This window comes from Chitinophaga jiangningensis, from assembly GCF_900142605.1.
GTDB classification, from domain to species: Bacteria; Bacteroidota; Bacteroidia; order Chitinophagales; family Chitinophagaceae; genus Chitinophaga; species Chitinophaga jiangningensis.
This window is the reverse complement of record NZ_FRBL01000009.1, coordinates 129038-147792: the sequence shown is the minus strand read 5'-3', so window position 1 is coordinate 147792 and position 18755 is coordinate 129038. Positions and strand designations below refer to the sequence as shown.

General features: G+C 50.9%; 18 protein-coding genes. 13 read left to right on the top strand and 5 right to left on the bottom strand.

The window, feature by feature from the left end:
* Positions 1 to 73: 73 nt before the first annotated feature.
* Complete coding sequence (locus tag BUB18_RS22985) at positions 74 to 958, bottom strand: helix-turn-helix domain-containing protein (RefSeq protein ID WP_073085568.1); 885 nt, start codon at positions 956 to 958, stop codon at positions 74 to 76.
* An 87-nt stretch (positions 959 to 1045) separates the two neighbouring features.
* Here BUB18_RS22985 and BUB18_RS22980 point away from each other — a divergent pair, with 87 nt between their 5' ends.
* The 13 genes from BUB18_RS22980 to BUB18_RS22920 all read left to right on the top strand — a co-directional run bounded on the left by BUB18_RS22980 (position 1046) and on the right by BUB18_RS22920 (position 13546).
* A complete protein-coding gene (locus tag BUB18_RS22980) occupies positions 1046 to 1444 on the top strand; it encodes a hypothetical protein (RefSeq protein WP_073085566.1) in 399 nt (132 codons plus the stop codon).
* Between the two features lie 186 nt (positions 1445 to 1630).
* Entirely contained in the window at positions 1631 to 1933 is a 303-nt protein-coding gene (ureA, locus tag BUB18_RS30050; protein WP_073085564.1) for an urease subunit gamma, read from the top strand.
* A gap of 18 nt (positions 1934 to 1951) precedes the next feature.
* On the top strand, positions 1952 to 2326 hold the full coding sequence (gene ureB / locus BUB18_RS30045; RefSeq protein ID WP_073085562.1) for an urease subunit beta: 375 nt from the start codon (positions 1952 to 1954) through the stop codon (positions 2324 to 2326).
* Positions 2323 to 4044 (top strand): urease subunit alpha, encoded by a 1722-nt coding sequence (ureC, locus tag BUB18_RS22965; protein ID WP_073085560.1) that lies wholly within the window; start codon positions 2323 to 2325, stop codon positions 4042 to 4044. Before ureB ends, ureC begins: the two co-directional genes overlap by 4 nt.
* Before the next feature lie 18 nt (positions 4045 to 4062).
* Positions 4063 to 4566, top strand: coding sequence for an urease accessory protein UreE (gene ureE / locus BUB18_RS22960; protein ID WP_073085557.1), 504 nt, complete (start codon positions 4063 to 4065; stop codon positions 4564 to 4566).
* A 12-nt stretch (positions 4567 to 4578) separates the two neighbouring features.
* Complete coding sequence (locus tag BUB18_RS22955) at positions 4579 to 5268, top strand: urease accessory protein UreF (protein WP_073086015.1); 690 nt, start codon at positions 4579 to 4581, stop codon at positions 5266 to 5268.
* A gap of 22 nt (positions 5269 to 5290) precedes the next feature.
* Complete coding sequence (gene ureG, locus BUB18_RS22950; RefSeq protein WP_073085555.1) at positions 5291 to 5929, top strand: urease accessory protein UreG; 639 nt, start codon at positions 5291 to 5293, stop codon at positions 5927 to 5929.
* Positions 5930 to 5942: 13 nt separating this feature from the next.
* The gene (locus tag BUB18_RS22945; protein WP_073085553.1) at positions 5943 to 6743 is read left to right on the top strand and encodes an urease accessory protein UreD; all 801 of its coding nucleotides are present in this window, start codon (positions 5943 to 5945) and stop codon (positions 6741 to 6743) included.
* Complete coding sequence (locus BUB18_RS22940; protein WP_073085551.1) at positions 6740 to 7441, top strand: hypothetical protein; 702 nt, start codon at positions 6740 to 6742, stop codon at positions 7439 to 7441. The genes BUB18_RS22945 and BUB18_RS22940 overlap by 4 nt, the downstream gene beginning before the upstream one ends.
* A 14-nt stretch (positions 7442 to 7455) precedes the next feature.
* A complete protein-coding gene (locus BUB18_RS22935; protein ID WP_073085549.1) occupies positions 7456 to 8310 on the top strand; it encodes an urea transporter in 855 nt (284 codons plus the stop codon).
* Entirely contained in the window at positions 8307 to 10313 is a 2007-nt protein-coding gene (locus BUB18_RS22930; protein ID WP_073085547.1) for a TonB-dependent receptor, read from the top strand. Before BUB18_RS22935 ends, BUB18_RS22930 begins: the two co-directional genes overlap by 4 nt.
* Positions 10314 to 10359: 46 nt before the next feature.
* Entirely contained in the window at positions 10360 to 12231 is a 1872-nt protein-coding gene (locus tag BUB18_RS22925; protein ID WP_073085545.1) for a TonB-dependent receptor plug domain-containing protein, read from the top strand.
* 223 nt (positions 12232 to 12454) lie between these two features.
* Positions 12455 to 13546: a glycosyltransferase family 87 protein gene (locus tag BUB18_RS22920; protein WP_073085543.1), complete on the top strand. Its 1092-nt coding sequence runs from the start codon at positions 12455 to 12457 to the stop codon at positions 13544 to 13546.
* Positions 13547 to 13604: 58 nt separating this feature from the next.
* On the opposite strand, the gene BUB18_RS22915 is transcribed toward BUB18_RS22920, so the two are convergent.
* The 4 genes from BUB18_RS22915 to BUB18_RS22900 form a co-directional block, all read right to left on the bottom strand.
* The gene (locus BUB18_RS22915) at positions 13605 to 14396 is read right to left on the bottom strand and encodes a DUF4397 domain-containing protein (RefSeq protein WP_073085540.1); all 792 of its coding nucleotides are present in this window, start codon (positions 14394 to 14396) and stop codon (positions 13605 to 13607) included.
* Between the two features lie 12 nt (positions 14397 to 14408).
* Positions 14409 to 16967, bottom strand: a complete 2559-nt coding sequence (locus tag BUB18_RS22910; RefSeq protein ID WP_083550629.1) for a TonB-dependent receptor plug domain-containing protein — start codon at positions 16965 to 16967, stop codon at positions 14409 to 14411.
* A gap of 4 nt (positions 16968 to 16971) precedes the next feature.
* Positions 16972 to 17943 carry a cytochrome-c peroxidase gene (locus BUB18_RS22905; protein ID WP_245805725.1) on the bottom strand — a complete coding sequence of 324 codons (972 nt, stop codon included), beginning with the start codon at positions 17941 to 17943 and terminating at the stop codon, positions 16972 to 16974.
* A gap of 150 nt (positions 17944 to 18093) precedes the next feature.
* Positions 18094 to 18738 (bottom strand): YceI family protein, encoded by a 645-nt coding sequence (locus BUB18_RS22900; protein ID WP_073085538.1) that lies wholly within the window; start codon positions 18736 to 18738, stop codon positions 18094 to 18096.
* Positions 18739 to 18755 lie beyond the last annotated feature (17 nt).

Genomic DNA, 18755 nt, shown 5'->3' with positions numbered 1-18755 from the left:
AGTAAAGGGCCGCAGGCCCTTTACTAAAACAATGCGTCAGTCGCCGTAGGCGACTGACGCATTGAAAAAAAAATTAAATCACCGCCGCCCGATACCTATACTGCGTGGGCGTTTCACCCGTAACCTGCTTAAATAACCTTGCAAAGTAATTCGGCGATTGAAAATTGAGTTCAAAAGCCACACTGGAAATATCCCGGCTACTGTCCAGCAGTAAAATCTGGCTGTGTAAAATATTTACCTCATTGATCCACTGCTTGGGAGGCTTGCCTGTAGCCTGTTTCACGGTTTTATTTAAATAATTTTCAGAGATATTAAGCTGATCTGCGTAAAACGCTACCTGCTTTTGTTGCAGGTGATGCTGCTGTACCAGCTCCCGGAAGTGCAGCGCCAAATCCAGCGCTCTGCTGCGCTTAGGCCCTCTTTCCCCGGCGGCCACCATAATTTTTTGCAGCAATGGTCTGAAAAGGCCTATGGCTACTTCCAGCGAGGAGTTTTTCAGGGCCAGTTCCTCCTCCAGTAATATAATCAGATTACTCAGCCATTTTACCGCCTGCGGCGGGAGTTGTACAAAGGGAGATACAAAGAAAAAGTTAAACAACTGCCCCTGCAGGGCCAGATTCTCTACCACCTCATTTTCAAATACAACGAAAAATCCCGCGGCATCCTTTGATATTTCCAGCGTGGCCGTGATAGCCCCCTGGCGGATCAACAGCAGGGAGTTAGCGCCCAGGCGGTGACTATCCGTTTCCAGCTGCTGCACAATATGCCCTTTGGTAACAAAGATCAGGAAATTGAAGGAAGTGCGGTAGGGGAGCACAGGAATTACAATGTCGCGCAGGTACTGCTCTATCCGATATACCTGCAGCTGCGCATCGTTGAGCAGCACCTGCCGCGATATACCCGGCAAAAACTGTCGCTTATACTCAAAATTTGAAAAAATTTTTACCGATGACCTCATAACCGCAAAATTACCGGATTTTGGCTAGAATAGTCATGATTTGTGCTACCCTGCTTTTTTATTTCTTTGTAATTTGCGGTTCGAAAGATGAAACTGTTTTACCGATACATATTATTCTTCCTGTTCCTGGTTGGATTCTCCTTCACCGGAAAAAATAAAGGGCCACTGCTCAGCGGTCACGCCACCCGCACGGAAGAATCGGTGCAATGTACTGATTTTACTAATCTTTACAGTACCGTTGATCCCATGCACTTCGAACAGTTGCTCTATGTAAATGATACGGACAACAACGAAGATGTAAACAGTTTGTCGCAACGATTACAGCGACTCGCCATCAATAACCTCGCAGTTTATTACTTTTCCCTCATCAAAACGCAGGACCCGGCACCTGTTGCTTATGCAGGATTTGTGCATGAAATAATGCCCATACCTGCCGTACCCAAATTTATCCGCTTCCATCAGCTGCTGATCCCCTTCAGCGCTTAACCACCGTACATTTGAGGCTGCAGCACCTGCCGCCTCTATAACGATCCAACCTGGTAGTCAGGCGTAATCCGTCCTTAGGAGGCTTTGCGCCGTATATACACATTATAGGTCCGGAATTGTATATTCGTTAGCGTTATACGACTTCCGAATGGATCTCCTATTGCCATTTCATAAAATTTTACTCATATGCATCTGACTCCCAGAGAAACAGAGAAGCTCTTGCTTCATCTGGCCGGAGAGCTGGCTGCCAAGCGCAAAGCGAGGGGCCTTAAACTGAATTACCCGGAAGCTATCGCCTACATCAGCAGCCACCTCCTGGAAGCTGCACGCGACGGGCGCTCCGTGGCCGACCTCATGCAGTGGGGCGCCACCATCCTCACCCGTGAAGACGTCATGGAAGGCATCCCGGAAATGATTCACGACGTGCAGGTAGAAGCCACCTTCCCTGACGGTACCAAACTGGTAACGGTACACAACCCAATCCGTTAATTTCTAAACTAACCAAACATGATTCCCGGAGAATATTTTATCCCGGCAGGCAATATCACCTGTAATGAAGGACGCAGCACCGTGAAAATAAAAGTGGTGAACACCGCCGATCGCCCCGTGCAAATCGGCTCCCACTGCCACTTCTTTGAGGTGAACCGCAAAATGAGCTTCGATCGCGAAAAGGCCTTCGGCATGCGACTCAACATCGCCGCCGGTACCGCCGTACGATTCGAACCAGGTGAAGAAAAAACAGTAGAACTGGTAACCATCGGCGGTGCCAGAAAAGCTTTCGGTATCAACAACCTCACCAACGGTGATACTACCGCCGAAGCCGTAAAAGCTACTGCTATCGCAAGCCTTGAATCTCTCCACTTCAAAAACCAACCGGAATGAGCCTGCAAATCAATAAAACCAAATATGCCAATATGTACGGCCCCACCACTGGTGACAGGGTACGACTCGGAGATACGAACCTGATCATTGAAATCGAAAAGGATTTCAACTATTATGGGGAAGAAAATAAATTCGGCGGCGGCAAAACCGTGCGCGACGGGATGTCGCAGTCCAGCACCGCCCTCCGCCAGGAAGGTGTGCTCGACTTCGTGATCACCAACGTAATCGTACTTGATCACTGGGGTATCGTAAAAGGTGATCTCGGTATTAAAGACGGTCGCATCGTAGGCTTCGGCAAAGCGGGCAACCCCGATACCATGGATGGTGTGGCGCCCAACATGATCATCGGCGCCTCCACAGAAGTACACGGCGGCGAAGGCCTGATCGCCACCGCCGGCGGAATAGACACCCACATCCACTTCATCAGCCCGCAGCAAATCGAAACAGCCCTCTTCAGTGGTATCACCACCATGATCGGAGGCGGCACCGGCCCTGCGGATGGCACCAATGCCACCACCATCACACCGGGTAAATGGTGGCTCAAACGTATGCTGCAATCCGCCGAAGCATTTCCGATGAACATCGGTTTCTTTGGTAAAGGAAACTGCGCTACGGAAGCACCTATCGCTGAGCAGATCGAAGCAGGTGCACTGGGAGTTAAAATCCATGAGGACTGGGGTGCTACCCCTGCCGTAATCGACGCCTCCCTCAAAGTGGCCGACAAATACGACGTGCAGGTAGCCATCCATACGGATACCCTTAACGAAGCCGGCTTCCTGGAAGATACCATGAACGCCATCAACGGCCGCGTGATCCATACCTTCCACACCGAAGGCGCCGGCGGCGGCCACGCGCCGGACATCATCCGCGCGGCCATGTTCCCGAACGTGCTCCCGGCATCTACCAATCCTACCCGTCCTTTCACGGTAAATACCATCGACGAACACCTGGACATGCTGATGGTATGCCATCACCTGAGCAAAAGCATCCCGGAAGATGTTTCCTTCGCTGACTCCCGTATCCGCCCTGAAACCATTGCTGCCGAAGATATCCTCCATGATATCGGCGTGTTCAGCATCATGAGTTCCGACTCCCAGGCTATGGGTCGTGTAGGCGAGGTAGTTACCCGTACGTGGCAAACCGCTGATAAAATGAAATTACAACGCGGCGCCCTGCCGGAAGACGGAAACAGTGGTAATGATAACTTCCGCGCAAAACGCTTCGTGGCAAAATATACCATCAACCCGGCCATTGCACACGGTATCTCTCAACATGTAGGCTCTATCGAAGCCGGTAAGTTTGCCGACATCGTACTCTGGAAGCCTGCACTGTTCGGCGCCAAACCGGAAATGATCATCAAAGGTGGTATGATCATCGCCAGCAAAATGGGTGATCCTAACGCCAGTATCCCAACGCCACAACCTGTCATCCTCCGCAATATGTTCGGCGCATTCGGGAAAGCACTGCAACGCAGCTGTATCACCTTTGTATCACAGGCGGCAGTGGATAATAATATTGCTGCGGAATACGGCCTGGAAAAGATCGTGCTGCCGGTGAAAGGCTGCCGTAACATCTCCAAAAAAGACCTGATACATAACGATAAAACACCAGAAATAACCGTGAACCCGGAAAACTACCAGGTAAGGGTAGATGGTGAGCTGATCACCTGCGAACCCGTATCGGTAGTGCCGCTGGCGCAACGCTATTTTCTTTTTTGATCCGCTAAAACTGTGTGTATGATTATTGAATCCGTGATTGGAAACATAGCAGATAAGGATATTTCGGATCTCCGCACTGACCTGCTGCACCTGGAATGGTTTGAAACCACCAAGCGCATACAACGGAAGAAAACAGCGGAAGGCCGCGAAATCGCTATCCGCTTTCTGAAAGAAGGCCAGCGGCTCCGCCAGGGTGATATCCTGCTGATCGACGCTGAGGTAGCCGTGGTGGTAGACATCATCCCCAGCGATGCGATTGTGGTGACGCCCAGGTCCATCCTGGAAATGGGCAGCGTGTGCTATGAAATCGGCAACAAACACCTGCCGCTGTTTATCCAGAACGACCAGGTGCTCATGCCTTTCGAAGAGCCTATCTACCGCTGGCTGCTGGCCAGTGGCTACGCCACCGAGAAACAGCATACCCGGCTCACCAACCTGCTCAATGCAAACGTACAGCCACACAGCCACGGCAGCGGAGGCAGTTCCCTGTTTTCAAAAATAATGGGACTCTCCAACCGATAAATGCAACAGACCATGAATAGTTTTTTCCTTGGCAGCCTGCTGCACCTCAGCGATCCAACGTTACCAATCGGGGCATACTCGCACTCGAACGGACTGGAAACCTACGTACAGCAAGGGCTGGTGCACAATGTAGCCACCGCGGAACAATATGTGAAACAGATGCTGGAAGCAAACCTGCATTTCAACGATGCGGCGTTTGTATGCCTCGCCTACCACGCCGCCGCTGCCAACGACTTAGCACAACTGCAGCTGCTGGATGAAGAACTGGGCGCCCTGAAACTGCCGGTGGAAATAAAATCCGCCAGCCAGAAACTGGGACTGCGACTGATCAAGATCTTCCGCCGGCAGCAGGAATACCCGCTGGTAACGGCTTTTGAGGCCGCTATTGTCGCGAAAAAAACACACGGACATTTCGCCATCGCTTACGGCGTATATGCCTGCCTGTTAGGTATTCCCCTGGCAGAAGCATTGTATGCATTTTACTACAACGCCGCCGCAGGTATGGTTACCAACGCCGTGAAACTAGTGCCGCTGGGGCAGCTGGACGGGCAGGATATCCTGTTCCGGATGCAAACAAACATCGCCGCATTGATTGCACCAACCATGGCGCTGGACCGCGACCTGGTAGGGGTCTGTAATACCGGTTTCGATATCCGCTGCATGCAGCACGAACGCCTTTATTCAAGGCTCTATATGTCTTAATAACAATTAAAAACAGGTTACCATGAGTGACAGAAAATATGTGAAAGTAGGAGTAGCCGGACCTGTAGGCTCCGGGAAAACAGCACTGATAGAGCGTTTGAGCCGTCACCTGCTGAACAGGTATAGCTTAGGTGTGATCACCAATGATATTTATACTAAAGAAGATGCAGAGTTCCTCACCAAAAACAGTCTCCTGCCGAAGGAACGCATCATCGGCGTGGAAACCGGTGGATGCCCGCATACCGCCATCCGCGAAGATGCCAGCATGAACCTGGAAGCCGTAGATGAAATGGCGGCACGCTTTCCGGATGTGGAACTGATCCTCATCGAAAGTGGTGGTGATAACCTCAGCGCAACTTTTAGTCCCGACCTGGCAGATGTCACCATCTTCGTGATCGACGTGGCCGAAGGGGATAAAATCCCACGTAAAGGAGGCCCGGGCATTACCCGTTCCGACCTGCTGGTGATCAATAAAATTGACCTGGCGCCATACGTACATGCTGACCTCGGCGTGATGGAACGTGATGCCAGGAAGATGCGCAACGGAAAACCATTTGTATTTACTAACCTCATGTCGCTGCAGGGCCTGGATACCGTGATAGGCTGGATCCAGAAATACGCACTCCTCGAAAACGTGGAAGAGCCTGCACTGGTGCGATAAGGAGAACAACAACATGAACAACAGGCTCACGATAAAGGGAGGATTCAAGCATGGTCGCAGTTACCTGAAGGATACGTTTTTTACGCCTCCTTTCCGGGTAGTGGATGTGAGTGAGCATCGCCATGATCCAACGGCCTACGTAATGGTGATGAGCTCTTCGCCGGGTATGCTGGATGGAGATCATTACGATATCAATATAGAGGTAGAAACCGGCTGCAGCCTGCAGTTGCAGTCGCAATCCTACCAGCGTATTTTCAACATGGAGCGGGGAGCCAGCCAGCTGCAGCAGATAAAACTGCATCCCGGCGCGGCTTTCACCTATGTGCAGCATCCGGTGGTGCCGCATGAAAAAGCAATATTTAAAGGGCGTAACCGGATAGAACTGGCAGATGATTGCCTGCTTACTTTCGGTGAAATCCTTACCTGTGGGCGTAAGCATTCGGGTGAAGTTTTCCGCTATACTTCCTTTCATAACATCACGGAAGTATATCATCACGCCAAACTGCTCGTGAAGGATAACCTGCTGCTGCAACCACTTACGGTGGATATGGCCGCCATCGGGCAGATGGAAGGCTTCACGCACCAGGCTACACTGATGCATGTTGATACCGGCGAAGGTATCGGCGCGGACCTCGTGCCGGCACTGTATACGTTGCTGGAAGAAGAAAAGGAAGTGGCACTGGGGATCAGCAGCCCTTCCAAACAAGTGCTGGTATTGCGTATGCTGGGCAACGGCGGAGAGCAGTTGTTCAACGCCCTGCAAAAGGTAGCGCATCATTGCCGTCATTACAAAACTCAAGAAACGCATTCATGAATATCGGACTAACAACATTGGCCTTATCAGCGGTAACCATCAGTTGCCTGCACACCGCAACAGGGCCGGATCATTACCTGCCGTTTATTGTATTGTCGCGCTCCCGTCACTGGAAGCTGTCCAAAACCATTTTGTGGACAGTGCTCTGCGGGTTCGGGCATATTTTAAGCTCCGTGCTGATAGGGCTGGCTGGTGTTTTGCTGGGCTGGCAGCTTTCAAAGTTGACCTGGTTCCAGGATATGCGCGGAAACATTTCCGGCTGGTGCCTGCTGGGCTTTGGCCTTATATACCTGCTCTGGGGGCTGCGCGCCGCCTGGCTCAATCGCCCGCACAAACATTTTGATGTGTATGGCGATGGAGAAGTGTATGTATATGAGCACCGGCATGGGGAAGTGGTATATCCGCAAAACCGGGTGAAGGTAACGCCCTGGATACTCTTTGCAATTTTCGTGATGGGCCCGAGTGAGCCACTGGTGCCGCTGCTGTTCTATTCAGGTGCGCATCGCTCCGCCATGGAAGTGATTTTGCTCATTAGCGTATTTTCCATTACTACGGTTATAACTATGCTGACTATGGTGCTCATCGGGTGCTATGGCTATTCATTCATCAAAACAGATAAGCTGGAACGATATGTACACGCCATTGGTGGTGGCGTGGTAACCATGTGCGGCATAGGCATGGTGTTCCTGGGCTGGTAAGCTAGTACACAATTATGCTAAAGAAATTCTTGCAACCCATCGCCGCTGTACCCAGGGGTGTAGGGCAGATCATGCTACAAGGGAACGTATGGACAGGCCTCTTATTCCTGATCGGTATCTTCTATGATTCCGTGACCATGGGGGTAGGCGCCTTGCTGGCAACGGCTATAGGTACCGGTGTAGCTGTGTTGTTAAAATATCCGCCGGAAGAAATTGCACAGGGATTATATGGGTTCAGCGCTGCCCTGGTAGGGGTGGCCTTAACCTTCTATTTCGAAGCGCAGCCGGTGATTTGGGTGGCGCTGGTAATCGGTTCCGCCCTCGCCGCTATTTTTCAGCACGCACTGATTAAGCGTAACATACCAGGGTTTACTTTACCTTTTATTGTAATCACCTGGGTATTCCTTTTTCTGTTCCGGCACCTGTATATGGTGCCTCCTTCGTCGGAAGTGACGGCCACTTTACCCGTGTACCAGGACTTTACAGTATCTACCCATGGCTTTGGAGAAGTGATTTTCCAGGGCAGTATGACAGCAGGACTGTTATTTTTCCTCGGCGTATTCGTAAGCTCACCTATCTCGGCATTGTACGGCATGGCCGCTTCGGTGGTAGGCGCCTACATTTCCATGCAATTTGCGGAACCAATGGATGACGTGCACATGGGGCTGTTCAGCTTCAATGCTGTGCTGTGCGCCATTACGTTTGCCGGTAACCGCAAACGGGATGGGCTATACGTACTGGTATCAGTAGTGCTGGCGGTACTGATAGATGTTGGTATGCTGATGCTGGACATGACGGTGCTGACATTTCCGTTTGTACTGGCTTCCTGGCTGACCTTATTGATCAAGAAAATATTTGATAAAAAATGAAGAAGCAATTGACACTTGTTGCCTGTCTGATTTCCGGCGCTGCCTATGCGGGAGAGCCGCAGGACTCCCTGCCCATAAAGGAATCACACCTGGCAGCAGTGGAAGTACGCGCCCCAAGAGTAGAAAAGTCGTTGATGAAGGTGGACCTGAAAATGACACCGGTCAATACGGCACAGGACCTGTTACGTAAAGTGCCGGGACTGTTTATCGCACAGCATGCCGGCGGCGGAAAGGCGGAACAGATCTTCCTCCGCGGGTTTGATAACGACCATGGAACAGATATCAATATTACCGCGGATGGTATGCCGGTAAATATGGTATCCCACGCACATGGGCAGGGCTACGCGGATTTGCATTTCCTGATCCCTGAAACCATTGAGAGCATTGATTTTGGTAAAGGCGCTTATTATGCTGCCAGGGGAGATTTAAATACCTCCGGGTACGTGAGTTTCCATACGGCCGATAGTTTACCCGGCAGTATGATCAAGCTCGAAGGCGGCTCTTTTAATACAGTACGTGGTACCGGCCTTTTTAACCTTATTCATAAGGGCGGGCCAAAGGCAGAGAACCTGTACGTGGCGGCGGATTATGGGTATACAGACGGTCCGTTTGACGTAAAGCAAAATTTCAATCGACTCAACCTGTTTGCCAAATACAACAAGTGGTTAGATAGTCGCAATTATATCAATTTCCAGGCATCTACGTTTCACTCCGGCTGGAATGCTTCCGGCCAGATTCCGGAGCGTGCGGTGGCCGAAGGGCTGATTAGTCGCTGGGGTAGCATCGACCCAACAGAAGGCGGCAATACCCAACGTACCAACGCTGCCTTTACGTGGCAACATTTGTATAACGAACACGCATATACTGAATCCTTTTTATATTTCACGCATTACGAGTTCAACCTCTTTTCCAACTTTACCTTTTTTCTGAATGATCCGGTGTATGGAGATGAAATAGAACAAAGGGATAACCGCAATCTTTATGGTTTTGAGCAGCGGTATAACAGGGAGTTCCGTAATGCCCGCTGGCGTTCCGGCGTTGGTGTCAGGATGGATGATATCAACGACCTGGAACTGAACCATGTGTATCACCGGGATACCCTGCTGAACCGCCTCTCCTGGGGTAATGGTATACAAACTAACCTCTACGCCTATACGGAATTGGAATATCGCCTCCACAACTGGACGATTACCCCGGGTTTGCGATATGACCAACTCCTGTTTAGTTATAACGACCAGCTGCTGGGCGCTCATCAAAAGGAGCAGGCTGGCCGCGTAAGTCCGAAGTTGAATTTCAGCTATTCCAGTGGCAGCAAAGCCTTATGGTATCTGAAAACCGGCTTAGGGTTTCACTCCAATGACATGCGCGTAGTAGTGCAGCAACAGGGAAAAGATATCATGCCCTTGTCTGCCGGGGCTGATTTGGGCGTCATCTGGAAGCCGGTACACAACCTGTTTATACAGCCTGCCTTGTGGTATTTATACCTGCAACAGGAATTTGTATATGTGGGAGATGAGGCTGTGGTAGAGCCCAGTGGTAAAACCCGCCGGCTTGGGATGGACCTCAGTGTGCGTTATCAGCCGCTGCCCTGGTTGTACCTGGATGCGGATGTAAACTATGCACATGGCCGTTCCATCGATGATCCGAAAGGGGCGAATTATATTCCGCTGGCGCCGGTGCTCACCAGTACGGGTGGTGCAGCGGTGAAGCTGCCTGGTGGCTTTTCTGCAAACCTGCGTTACCGATATATGAAGGACAGGCCAGCCAACGAAGATAACAGCATCACAGCCCATGGGTATTTTGTAAACGACCTGGCGCTGGCCTATACCTGGAAGCGCATGGAATTTACCCTCCAGGCGCAAAACCTCTTTAATGTAAACTGGAATGAAGCGCAGTTTGAAACAGAAACGCAGCTGCGCGGCGAAGAGCATGCCGTTACAGAATTGCATTATACGCCGGGCACTCCGTTTGCGCTGAAGGCAGGAGTGGCATGGAGGTTTTAATGTAAAATCACTTAGCTTTGCGGTCTTTTAAGACCAAATCAAACGAATGCGTGGTTATTTATCATTGCTGCTAGCCTGTGCCACAGGCAGCGTGGCAGCCCAGCAGCAGCCGGATACCGGCCGCTCGCGCAACCTCGGAGAAGTAATTGTCCAGGAAAACCGGCTGTCGGCCCCTTTGAAGGAATCAAACCGAAATATTACCATTATCAGCCGCCGGCAGATTGAATCTATGGCGGCAGTATCCATCAATGAAGTGCTGGCCTATGTGCCGGGACTGGACGTACGCCAGCGCGGCCCGGAAGGGGTGCAGACGGATATCGGGATCGACGGTGGTACTTTTGACCAGACGCTCGTGCTGGTAAACGGTATTAAAATCACCGATCCGCAAACAGGGCATAATATTATGAACCTGCCCATCTCCCTCAACGATGTAGATCATATCGAAGTACTGCGTGGCGCCGCCGCTCGCGTGTATGGTATCAATGCCCTCAATGGCGCCATTAATATCATCACCCGCAAGGCTACAGAAAGTGGTGGGGAAGTATATGGCAGCCTGGGCTCCAGCTTCCATCGCGATGAAAATAATAAGCTCTATAACAGCTATAACGCAGGTGCTAACGGCGCTGTAGTGAAATCCAACAGTACGCAATCCCTCTCTGCCAGCATGAATGCGGGTAATGGTTACCGTTATAATACGGCGTACCAGACCGGTAAAGCACTGTACCAGGGCGGCTTCCGGATGAACGACCAAAACAGCATCCAGGTACTGGCCGGTTATGTGGACAACCAGTATGGCGCTAACGGTTACTATGCCGCACCTGGTGATATAGAGTCGAAAGAGTATGTGAAAACTGCACTGGCAGCCGTTAGCAGCTCCCATCAAATTAAGAAGAACTGGCTGATGACGCCCCGCGTCAGCTATCGCTTTGCGGAGGATGATTACCGTTATATCAAACAAACAACTGCGAAAGCCAGGAACCTGCATAATACGCATATCGTAGATGCAGAGCTGAACAATACCTTTAATACCAAAATTGGATATTTCGGTGCCGGTGTAGAAGCCCGCTACGAGCATATTGTAAGCTCCAACCTCGGTAACCATGAGCGTACCAACCTGGGTGCTTTTGCGGAATATAAAACCCGTGGCATCAAACGCTTCAACTTCTCCATAGGTGGCTACCTCAATTATAACACCATGTATGGCTGGCAATTTTTCCCGGGTGCGGATGCCGGTTTCGATATCACGCCCGACCTGAAGCTGTATGCCAATGCCGGAACAGCGCAGCGTTTGCCTACTTATACGGACCTCTACTACAAAAGTGCTACCATCCTGGGTAATGATAAATTAGGCCCGGAGAAAGCTGTGTTCACGGAACTCGGCCTGCGTAAATATGCCGGCAAGTTTAATTTTACTGCCAGTGCCTTTTACCGCCAGATATCCGATTTTATCGATTACGTGAAAGACAGCATCCCACAGCCATGGCAGCCACAGAACTTCCAGCGCGCTGATACCAAAGGACTCACGGGTAGTGTAGCGTATAATACCTCCTTTGGCGAAAAGGCCGTGTTCAACAGCCTGGGGCTGAACGCGGGGTATAACTACCTGTCGCCCGACTTCAAAGGCGACGATACCCACAACAAAATTTCCCGCTACGTGATTGAAAGCCTGCGCCATCAGTTTATTGCAGGTGTGCGTACCGACATTATCAATCATTTCAGTGTATCCGCTAATACCCGCTATTGCAAACGCATTAATTATAAAGACTACACGCTGCTCGATGCCCGGATTACCTGGCATCAACCTAAATACAGGATTTATGTAGATGCGACCAACTTACTGGATGTAACCTATATTGAGGCAGGTGCAGTGCCGATGCCGGGCCGTTGGATGACGGTAGGGGCAGCGGTAAAGCTGTAAAATATCTCCTTTTTATTTTCCGGGATAATCTGCTGGACTTTGGCCAGCAGATTATCCCGGATTTGTTTTGGGCCGCAGGCCCAAATCAAATCCGGGGTAGAGGGATGTACCATTTCCCGCGTCATCAGTATAACAAAGTGAGAATAGAATAATGCGGGATGTACTGCTAAGCTACCGGCTGCCAACTGATAAGAGCCAAAGAAACACCCGATTGATTGCGGGGATGTATACCTTAGGAACGCTGATCCTGTTTATACAGGCGGTGCTGACCCAGCGGATCAACAACTTCCACATTTTCAGAAGTTCCTGGGGGCACCTGGTGCATGGCCTGCCGCTTTACAAATTTTATCCGGCGGAGTATGGGGATTTATTTCTCTATCACCCGAGTTTTCCAGTTTTGTTTTTTCCATTTGCGGTGCTGCCGCTGCAACTGAGTTTGCTCCTTTGGATGTTGTTGAACACGTTTGCGGTATTTTACGCCGTACGGCAGCTGCCTGCTACCCCAAAGCAGCACAACATGATCCTGCTGCTGATCCTGCTGGAATTGCTGAATGCAATACAGTCGTCGCAGGTTAACCCGCTGATGACAGCCCTGATGCTGCTCACAGGCATCAACCTGCAAAAGGGAAGGGTACGTTCAGCGGCCTTATTTACCTGTATATTATTCTTTATCAAGGGTTATGGGGCAATTGTAGGGATCATGTTCCTGTTTGTCGATCGGAAGCTGGAATATCTGAAGTATTGCATCATCTTTGGCATCACAGGCACTTTGCTGCCGTTGCTGTTTATTAGTCCGGCTACGTTGTGGCAGCATTATGCCGACTGGTTTGCACTCATTACCGATCCATTTATCCGGGAGGATTGCTCACTATTTGGGATGCTGCATGCCTTTCACCATGATTTTTCCAGGGAGCCAACGCCGGCGGATACCTGGATTTTTGCCGCAGCAGTGGGGGGACTGGCTACAGCGGCGGTTTGTACGGCTATTGCCCGCACGGAACGCAGCAGGTTCCTGCTGTTAGCATACCTGATGATATGGGTGGTGATCTTTAACCAGGCGGCTGAATCGCCCACCTATGTGATTGCGGTGACGGGGGCTGTATCCATATTAACATTGTATTCACACAAAAGTGTGAAACTGGTATTGCTTGTTTTACTGATATTTGTAACTTCGCTATGTCCAACTGATCTGGTTCCTAAGTTCTTAAACGATTTAGCAGTCACTTATCAGCTAAAAGTCTTTCCCTTAACAATTGTATTAAGCTATATACAAGTAATGCTCTTTTTTCAAAGCGGCGAGGTCAAGATTGACTAACTTGATACTTGCAAAACAAATGTGGGTGTCGGCTTTACCCCGGCACCCCTTTGTTTTTTTATGGCTGATGTGTAATGATGTCCGCCGTTACTGCGCCACTTCCACCTGTCACATTATGAATAAAAACAGTATATATTTTGCCTGATTCCAGGGTGATATTGCTCAATTTATCCTGATAGATGGGCACCGGCTTCAAACTTACCTTTTCACTCACCACCACTGTTGCATTGCCCGCAGTTACATTTACAAATGGCCCAAGCGTATAGGCGTTACCGTTAATGTCGCCGTTTCCTGCACTCCCATAACCCACGCTATTAAATAATTCTTCTGTTCCGGTTTTTAGGGAGAGATTCACCTGCACCCGGGGCGTGGCCGAGGCCAGGTGAACGAAGCGTAATTTGGCTTTACCGGCGGGCGGAGCACTCAGATCGTCATAGAACAGTATCAGGGAATCCTTTGCCGGGTCAGTGAGCTGCTGTGCCGCAAACACGGTATGATAAAACGTGGCGATAGGGCCGTTGGGGCCTCCGGTAGCAGTATAGGTGGCGCTGTTGCCAAACTGTCGCGATATCTTATAAGCGCTGCCGCTGCCTTCCGTTACGTTAATCTGCACATTGCCGTAAGTGGTGGCCAGGTACGGACTCGCCTGCCCGCTGCCCAGCAGGGTAGTGGTGAGCTGCGTGGTAAACGTCCAGAAATGAATGCCCGCACTGCTGTTGCGCGCATTCACAAAGCTGATATGTGCACTCAGCGGCGGGCGCTCACCCGCGTTCACATCCAGGTAATCCGTTTTTTTGCAGGCACTGAACAGTGCTGCTGTAGCCAAAAAGAATAATGTATATGGTTTCATAACAATCTTGTTTTAAAGTTTTGCTGCCAAACGTATAAATGGCTGTATACCCGCACTGCCGTTCTGAATACCCACCACCGTAGGGTTACGTAACCCCGAAATCGTCGGATCGGTATAATCTCCCAGTTCATTAAATACATTGTTTACGCCTGCTGTAACCTGAAAGGCCCTGCTGATGCGGTATCCCACGGCAACATCCGTTACCCATACCGGCTTCAGCTCCTGCAGAAAGTAATCTGGCCGCGGGAAAGTGGCATTGAGCGCGCTGGCTGTAGTAACAGATCCAAAGTACACCGTGCGCAGCAACACGTTAAACCGGTGAATAGCATAGTTAGCCTGTAAAGTGATTTTTTGCTGGGGTATGTTGGTAGTAACCCGCGCCTGCTCGGCCTGACTGAAGATCACATAACGATAAGCTTCCAAACCCGCAGGGGTGTTCACCTTCGTTACCTCGTTTTTCGCGAAGTTGCCGCCAGCGAGGATCTGCAGGTTGCCCCCAGGTACCGGCAGCCGATAGCTGGCCGTTACTTCCAGCCCCTTGGTACGGGTACTGAATGCATTGTAAAAGAACTTAGCCTGCGTAGTACCCGTGGCTAGCAGTAAGCTCCTGACTTCAGCAGGCAGGTTAGGGTCGGTAGCACTAAAGTTACCGGTATTGCCCACCCGGTTCTTGATATCAATCAGGTAGCCGTCAATGGTCAGTTCCACGTTGGTAGCTGGCTGGGATGTAATGCCCGCTGTATACCCAGTGGACTTCTCCGGGCTCAGCAAAGGAATGCCCAGGGCCCTGGCAGCTGCGCTTTTGTTGGAAGCCGTTACCTGGTCCACCGCCCGGCCCTGCTGGAAGCTGGTGCTGGTTTCTGTATAGTAGAACTGGGCCAGGTCCGGAGCCCGAAACCCGCTGTTGGCCGATCCACGGATACTGAGCCAGGGCGCGAAAGTATACCTGGTGGCTACTTTTCCGGTGGTCACATTGCCGAAATCAGAGAAATGCTCTGCACGCAGTGCTGCCGATAGTAACCAGTTTTCAGTGATGTTGGCCTCCACATCCAGATAAGCAGCAGCAATGGCTCTGCTTACATTCACCTCGTTGCCAGGCCGGAAGCCAGCATGGATCTGCGATCCGGGACTAAGGCCATTCAGCGCAATCAATCCGGCATCCGCGAGGTAAGGCACGCCGTTTACGCTCGTGTCGATCCGGTAAATCTGCCGCAGATCGCCCTTGATATAGGAGGCTTCCTCTCCGGCTATGATCTGGTAGGTTTCCGTGCGGTACTGTGCCCCAAAGGCCAGGTTGATGCCATGTAACGGTGCGGCAAAGTAGCGGCTGATATCCAGGCTGGCCGTGTTTTGTGAGGCGTTATACTTGCCGGCATCGAAGGTAGTCGGACTCTTCACCCCTAAACTTGCGTTCAGGGAGTTGCTGATCACATTGCTGAAATCATTACGGCCATATACATTCGATAAATCAATTTTCCATTCGCCGGCTTTTCCTTTGATACCCACCGCTATGGATTTATCAGTGATGCCATTGTCCATCGCCGGCAGAAAGCCATCGGGATACAAGAGGGTATTATTGCGCTCCGTCCACCCCGGCAGGCGGTACACGGCCGTGAACTGGGAGTTGCGGTTGCTGATGCCACCAAACGTATATACTTCGAAGTTATCTTTCAACGGAATAGCGGCGTTGAAAAACAGCAGTGCATCTTTTGCCTTGTTGGAGCCGCCGCCACGCTGGTCAAAGTAATGCCGGTCTATACCGCGACTCTTTAATATCGCTTCATCAATTTCTTTTGTGTAGATGTTATCGTATCCCCGGGTGTTGGCACCGCCACCATAAATTGGTCCGTTGTAAAGGCCGGCATCGTCCCGGCCCGGAGGCAGGGAAATGGCCTGTGTGGCAAATTCCGCGGTGATGTTTACATAGCCGCCCTGCTGGCCCAGCCTTGCGCCATAGTTGATGTTGGTGCGGGTGCTGAGGCCGTCCCCACGTCTACGGATACTCGCAGTACTGCTGACGAGGATATTGTCCGTTTGTTTTTTGAGTACGATGTTAATCACGCCGGCAATAGCGTCGGAGCCGTATTGTGCGGCGGCGCCGTCCCGCAGTATTTCCACCCGCTCAATGGCCGCGGTGGGAATGGCGTTGAGGTCGTACCCCGTGGCACCGTTGGCCAGTCCGCCCCAGTTGATATTGGAGCTTTTATGTCGCCGTTTACCATTCACGAGCACCAGCAGCTGATCAGCGCCCAGGCCTTTTAGTTGCGCCAGATTAAGGGCGGAACCGGCATCTCCCGCATTACTACCATTCACGGAATGGAAAGACGGAGAGATGTATTGCAGCAATTGTGTGATGCTGGTTTGTGGTGCCTGCTCCTGCAAGGTGCGGATGTCTATCACATCCACTGGTACCGGTGAGTTGATTTTGGTACGGTTGGCGCTGCGGGAGCCTACAATTTGTACTTCGCCCAACTGGCGGGTGGTATCAGTAAAAGGATGCGATCGGTCCTGGGCATACAATATGCCCGGAGCAATCAGCAGGGGAGTAAATACGGGTAGCAGTTTTTTCATGCCATTAGTTTTTTAATGGTTTGTGATGATTTACAAATCGGTCATCTGTAAGCGATACCAGGAAGGCTTCCAGGTCGTCCAGCTCGGCGGAGGATAGCTGCAATGGCTTATTGAGCGAGAGGTCCCGCTTAATGCTGTTGCGCAGGAAGGAGTCTGGTTGATTATAATAGTGCAATACGTCTTTCAGGGTTTTGAACATGCCGTTATGCATGTAGGGAGCGGTAACCGCTACGTTGCGCAGACTCGGTACCTTAAACAGACCGAGGTGGGCGCTGTCGTGGGTAACTTCGTATCTCCCCGGATCCAATAGCGTAGTACCGTTATACAACCCGATGTTTTTAAAACGATCGGCAGTAAAGTCCTCACCGGAGTGACAGTTATTACAGTTCGCCTTACCGATAAACAGCATGCGGCCGCGCTTGGCAGCGGCGGTAAGCGCTGCATCGTCGCCGTTGATGTAGCGGTCGTACGGGCTGTTGGCGGTTTCCAGTGTGCGCTCGTATGCAGCAATCGCCTGGAGTATATTACGGGCATTGGCGCTGTCGTTAAACACCTGTTGGAAGAGCAGCCGGTAGCTTTCGTTTTGATTGAGCCGCTGCACGGCAACTGCAATGGGTAGTCCCATTTCATCCGGAGAAATGATGGGTTGCAGGGCCTGGTCTTCCAGGGTGGCGGCGCGGCCGTCCCAGAAGAAGTTGGGTCGCCCGGAAACATTGGTAATGCCGGGGGTATTTCTGCGTGTAGGCGTTCCATTTATACCGCGACTGAATGGAATGGTGTCCGCAAAGCCAAACTGCGGCAGGTGGCAGGAGGCGCACGACAGCGTCTGGTCCCTGGAGAGCAGCTTTTCGAAGAAGAGCTTTTCTCCCAGCACCGCTTTAGTGGGAGGGCCTGCCGGTTTTATCCGGAAGCCTTCCACAGCAAAGTACAGGCATAGCAATGCCATAAAAATGAAAATCATTTTTGTGTGGTTCATACCGGCTGAAAAGATTTTAGGGCGCTGTAAGTGGTGGGCTGTAAATGGGGTGGTGGGACCTTGAACTGTTATGTTAAGAGTTGGAGAGCGCGCTGCTGGCGCGCTCTCCAACGATACTTACTTCCGGCCGGAGGCAGGGAGTAAGTATCGTTATTTGGTAGTGGCTACTAATTCAACCGCCAGATTAAAATCATCGTAGATCGCTTTGTCGCCAATTCCTTCGAAGAAGGATTTGGAGCCGTACTTAATGTTGTATTTGGTACGATCCACCGTAATATCAGCCTTTGCAGTCAGTTTATTACCTGCCACTGCAACGGTTGCAGGGAAGGTGATCGGGTTGGTAATACCTTTGATGGTAAGGTTACCGGTTACATCGTAAGAGCCGTTGCCGGTAGGTTTGATGCTGGTGATGACGAAATCCGCTTTAGGGTATTTTTCTACACCGAAGAAATCATCTGCTTTCAGGTGGCCTACCAGTTTTGCATTTCCGCCGGCATCTTTGATGTCGGTAACGGCAATGGTACGGGTATCCAGTGAAAAGTTACCGCCTTTCAGTGCGTTGTTTTCGATCACCAGTGCACCGGATGCGATGTTGATGGTGCCGGAGTGTTCGCCGGTAACTTTTTTACCTACCCAGGTAAGCTTGCTCTGTGCTGCGTCCACAGTATAGGTAGCGGCTTTCACTACTTTGGTAGTGGAAGCTTTCGCTTTTTTATCACCGTTTTTAACAGGGGCAACGAAAGACATCAGCACGATGGAACCGCCGATAAATAATAATGATGCTAATTTTTGCATGTATATGTGTGGTTTAG

What these genes read in the sequence shown, in the direction of transcription:
- BUB18_RS22985 (WP_073085568.1), bottom strand. Translation starts at nt 958, where the DNA reads ATGAGGTCATCGGTAAAAATTTTTTCAAATTTTGAGTATAAGCGACAG.
- BUB18_RS22980 (WP_073085566.1), top strand. Translation starts at nt 1,046, where the DNA reads ATGAAACTGTTTTACCGATACATATTATTCTTCCTGTTCCTGGTTGGA.
- ureA (WP_073085564.1), top strand. Translation starts at nt 1,631, where the DNA reads ATGCATCTGACTCCCAGAGAAACAGAGAAGCTCTTGCTTCATCTGGCC.
- ureB (WP_073085562.1), top strand. Translation starts at nt 1,952, where the DNA reads ATGATTCCCGGAGAATATTTTATCCCGGCAGGCAATATCACCTGTAAT.
- ureC (WP_073085560.1), top strand. Translation starts at nt 2,323, where the DNA reads ATGAGCCTGCAAATCAATAAAACCAAATATGCCAATATGTACGGCCCC.
- ureE (WP_073085557.1), top strand. Translation starts at nt 4,063, where the DNA reads ATGATTATTGAATCCGTGATTGGAAACATAGCAGATAAGGATATTTCG.
- BUB18_RS22955 (WP_073086015.1), top strand. Translation starts at nt 4,579, where the DNA reads ATGAATAGTTTTTTCCTTGGCAGCCTGCTGCACCTCAGCGATCCAACG.
- ureG (WP_073085555.1), top strand. Translation starts at nt 5,291, where the DNA reads ATGAGTGACAGAAAATATGTGAAAGTAGGAGTAGCCGGACCTGTAGGC.
- BUB18_RS22945 (WP_073085553.1), top strand. Translation starts at nt 5,943, where the DNA reads ATGAACAACAGGCTCACGATAAAGGGAGGATTCAAGCATGGTCGCAGT.
- BUB18_RS22940 (WP_073085551.1), top strand. Translation starts at nt 6,740, where the DNA reads ATGAATATCGGACTAACAACATTGGCCTTATCAGCGGTAACCATCAGT.
- BUB18_RS22935 (WP_073085549.1), top strand. Translation starts at nt 7,456, where the DNA reads ATGCTAAAGAAATTCTTGCAACCCATCGCCGCTGTACCCAGGGGTGTA.
- BUB18_RS22930 (WP_073085547.1), top strand. Translation starts at nt 8,307, where the DNA reads ATGAAGAAGCAATTGACACTTGTTGCCTGTCTGATTTCCGGCGCTGCC.
- BUB18_RS22925 (WP_073085545.1), top strand. Translation starts at nt 10,360, where the DNA reads ATGCGTGGTTATTTATCATTGCTGCTAGCCTGTGCCACAGGCAGCGTG.
- BUB18_RS22920 (WP_073085543.1), top strand. Translation starts at nt 12,455, where the DNA reads ATGTATACCTTAGGAACGCTGATCCTGTTTATACAGGCGGTGCTGACC.
- BUB18_RS22915 (WP_073085540.1), bottom strand. Translation starts at nt 14,396, where the DNA reads ATGAAACCATATACATTATTCTTTTTGGCTACAGCAGCACTGTTCAGT.
- BUB18_RS22910 (WP_083550629.1), bottom strand. Translation starts at nt 16,967, where the DNA reads ATGAAAAAACTGCTACCCGTATTTACTCCCCTGCTGATTGCTCCGGGC.
- BUB18_RS22905 (WP_245805725.1), bottom strand. Translation starts at nt 17,943, where the DNA reads ATGAACCACACAAAAATGATTTTCATTTTTATGGCATTGCTATGCCTG.
- BUB18_RS22900 (WP_073085538.1), bottom strand. Translation starts at nt 18,738, where the DNA reads ATGCAAAAATTAGCATCATTATTATTTATCGGCGGTTCCATCGTGCTG.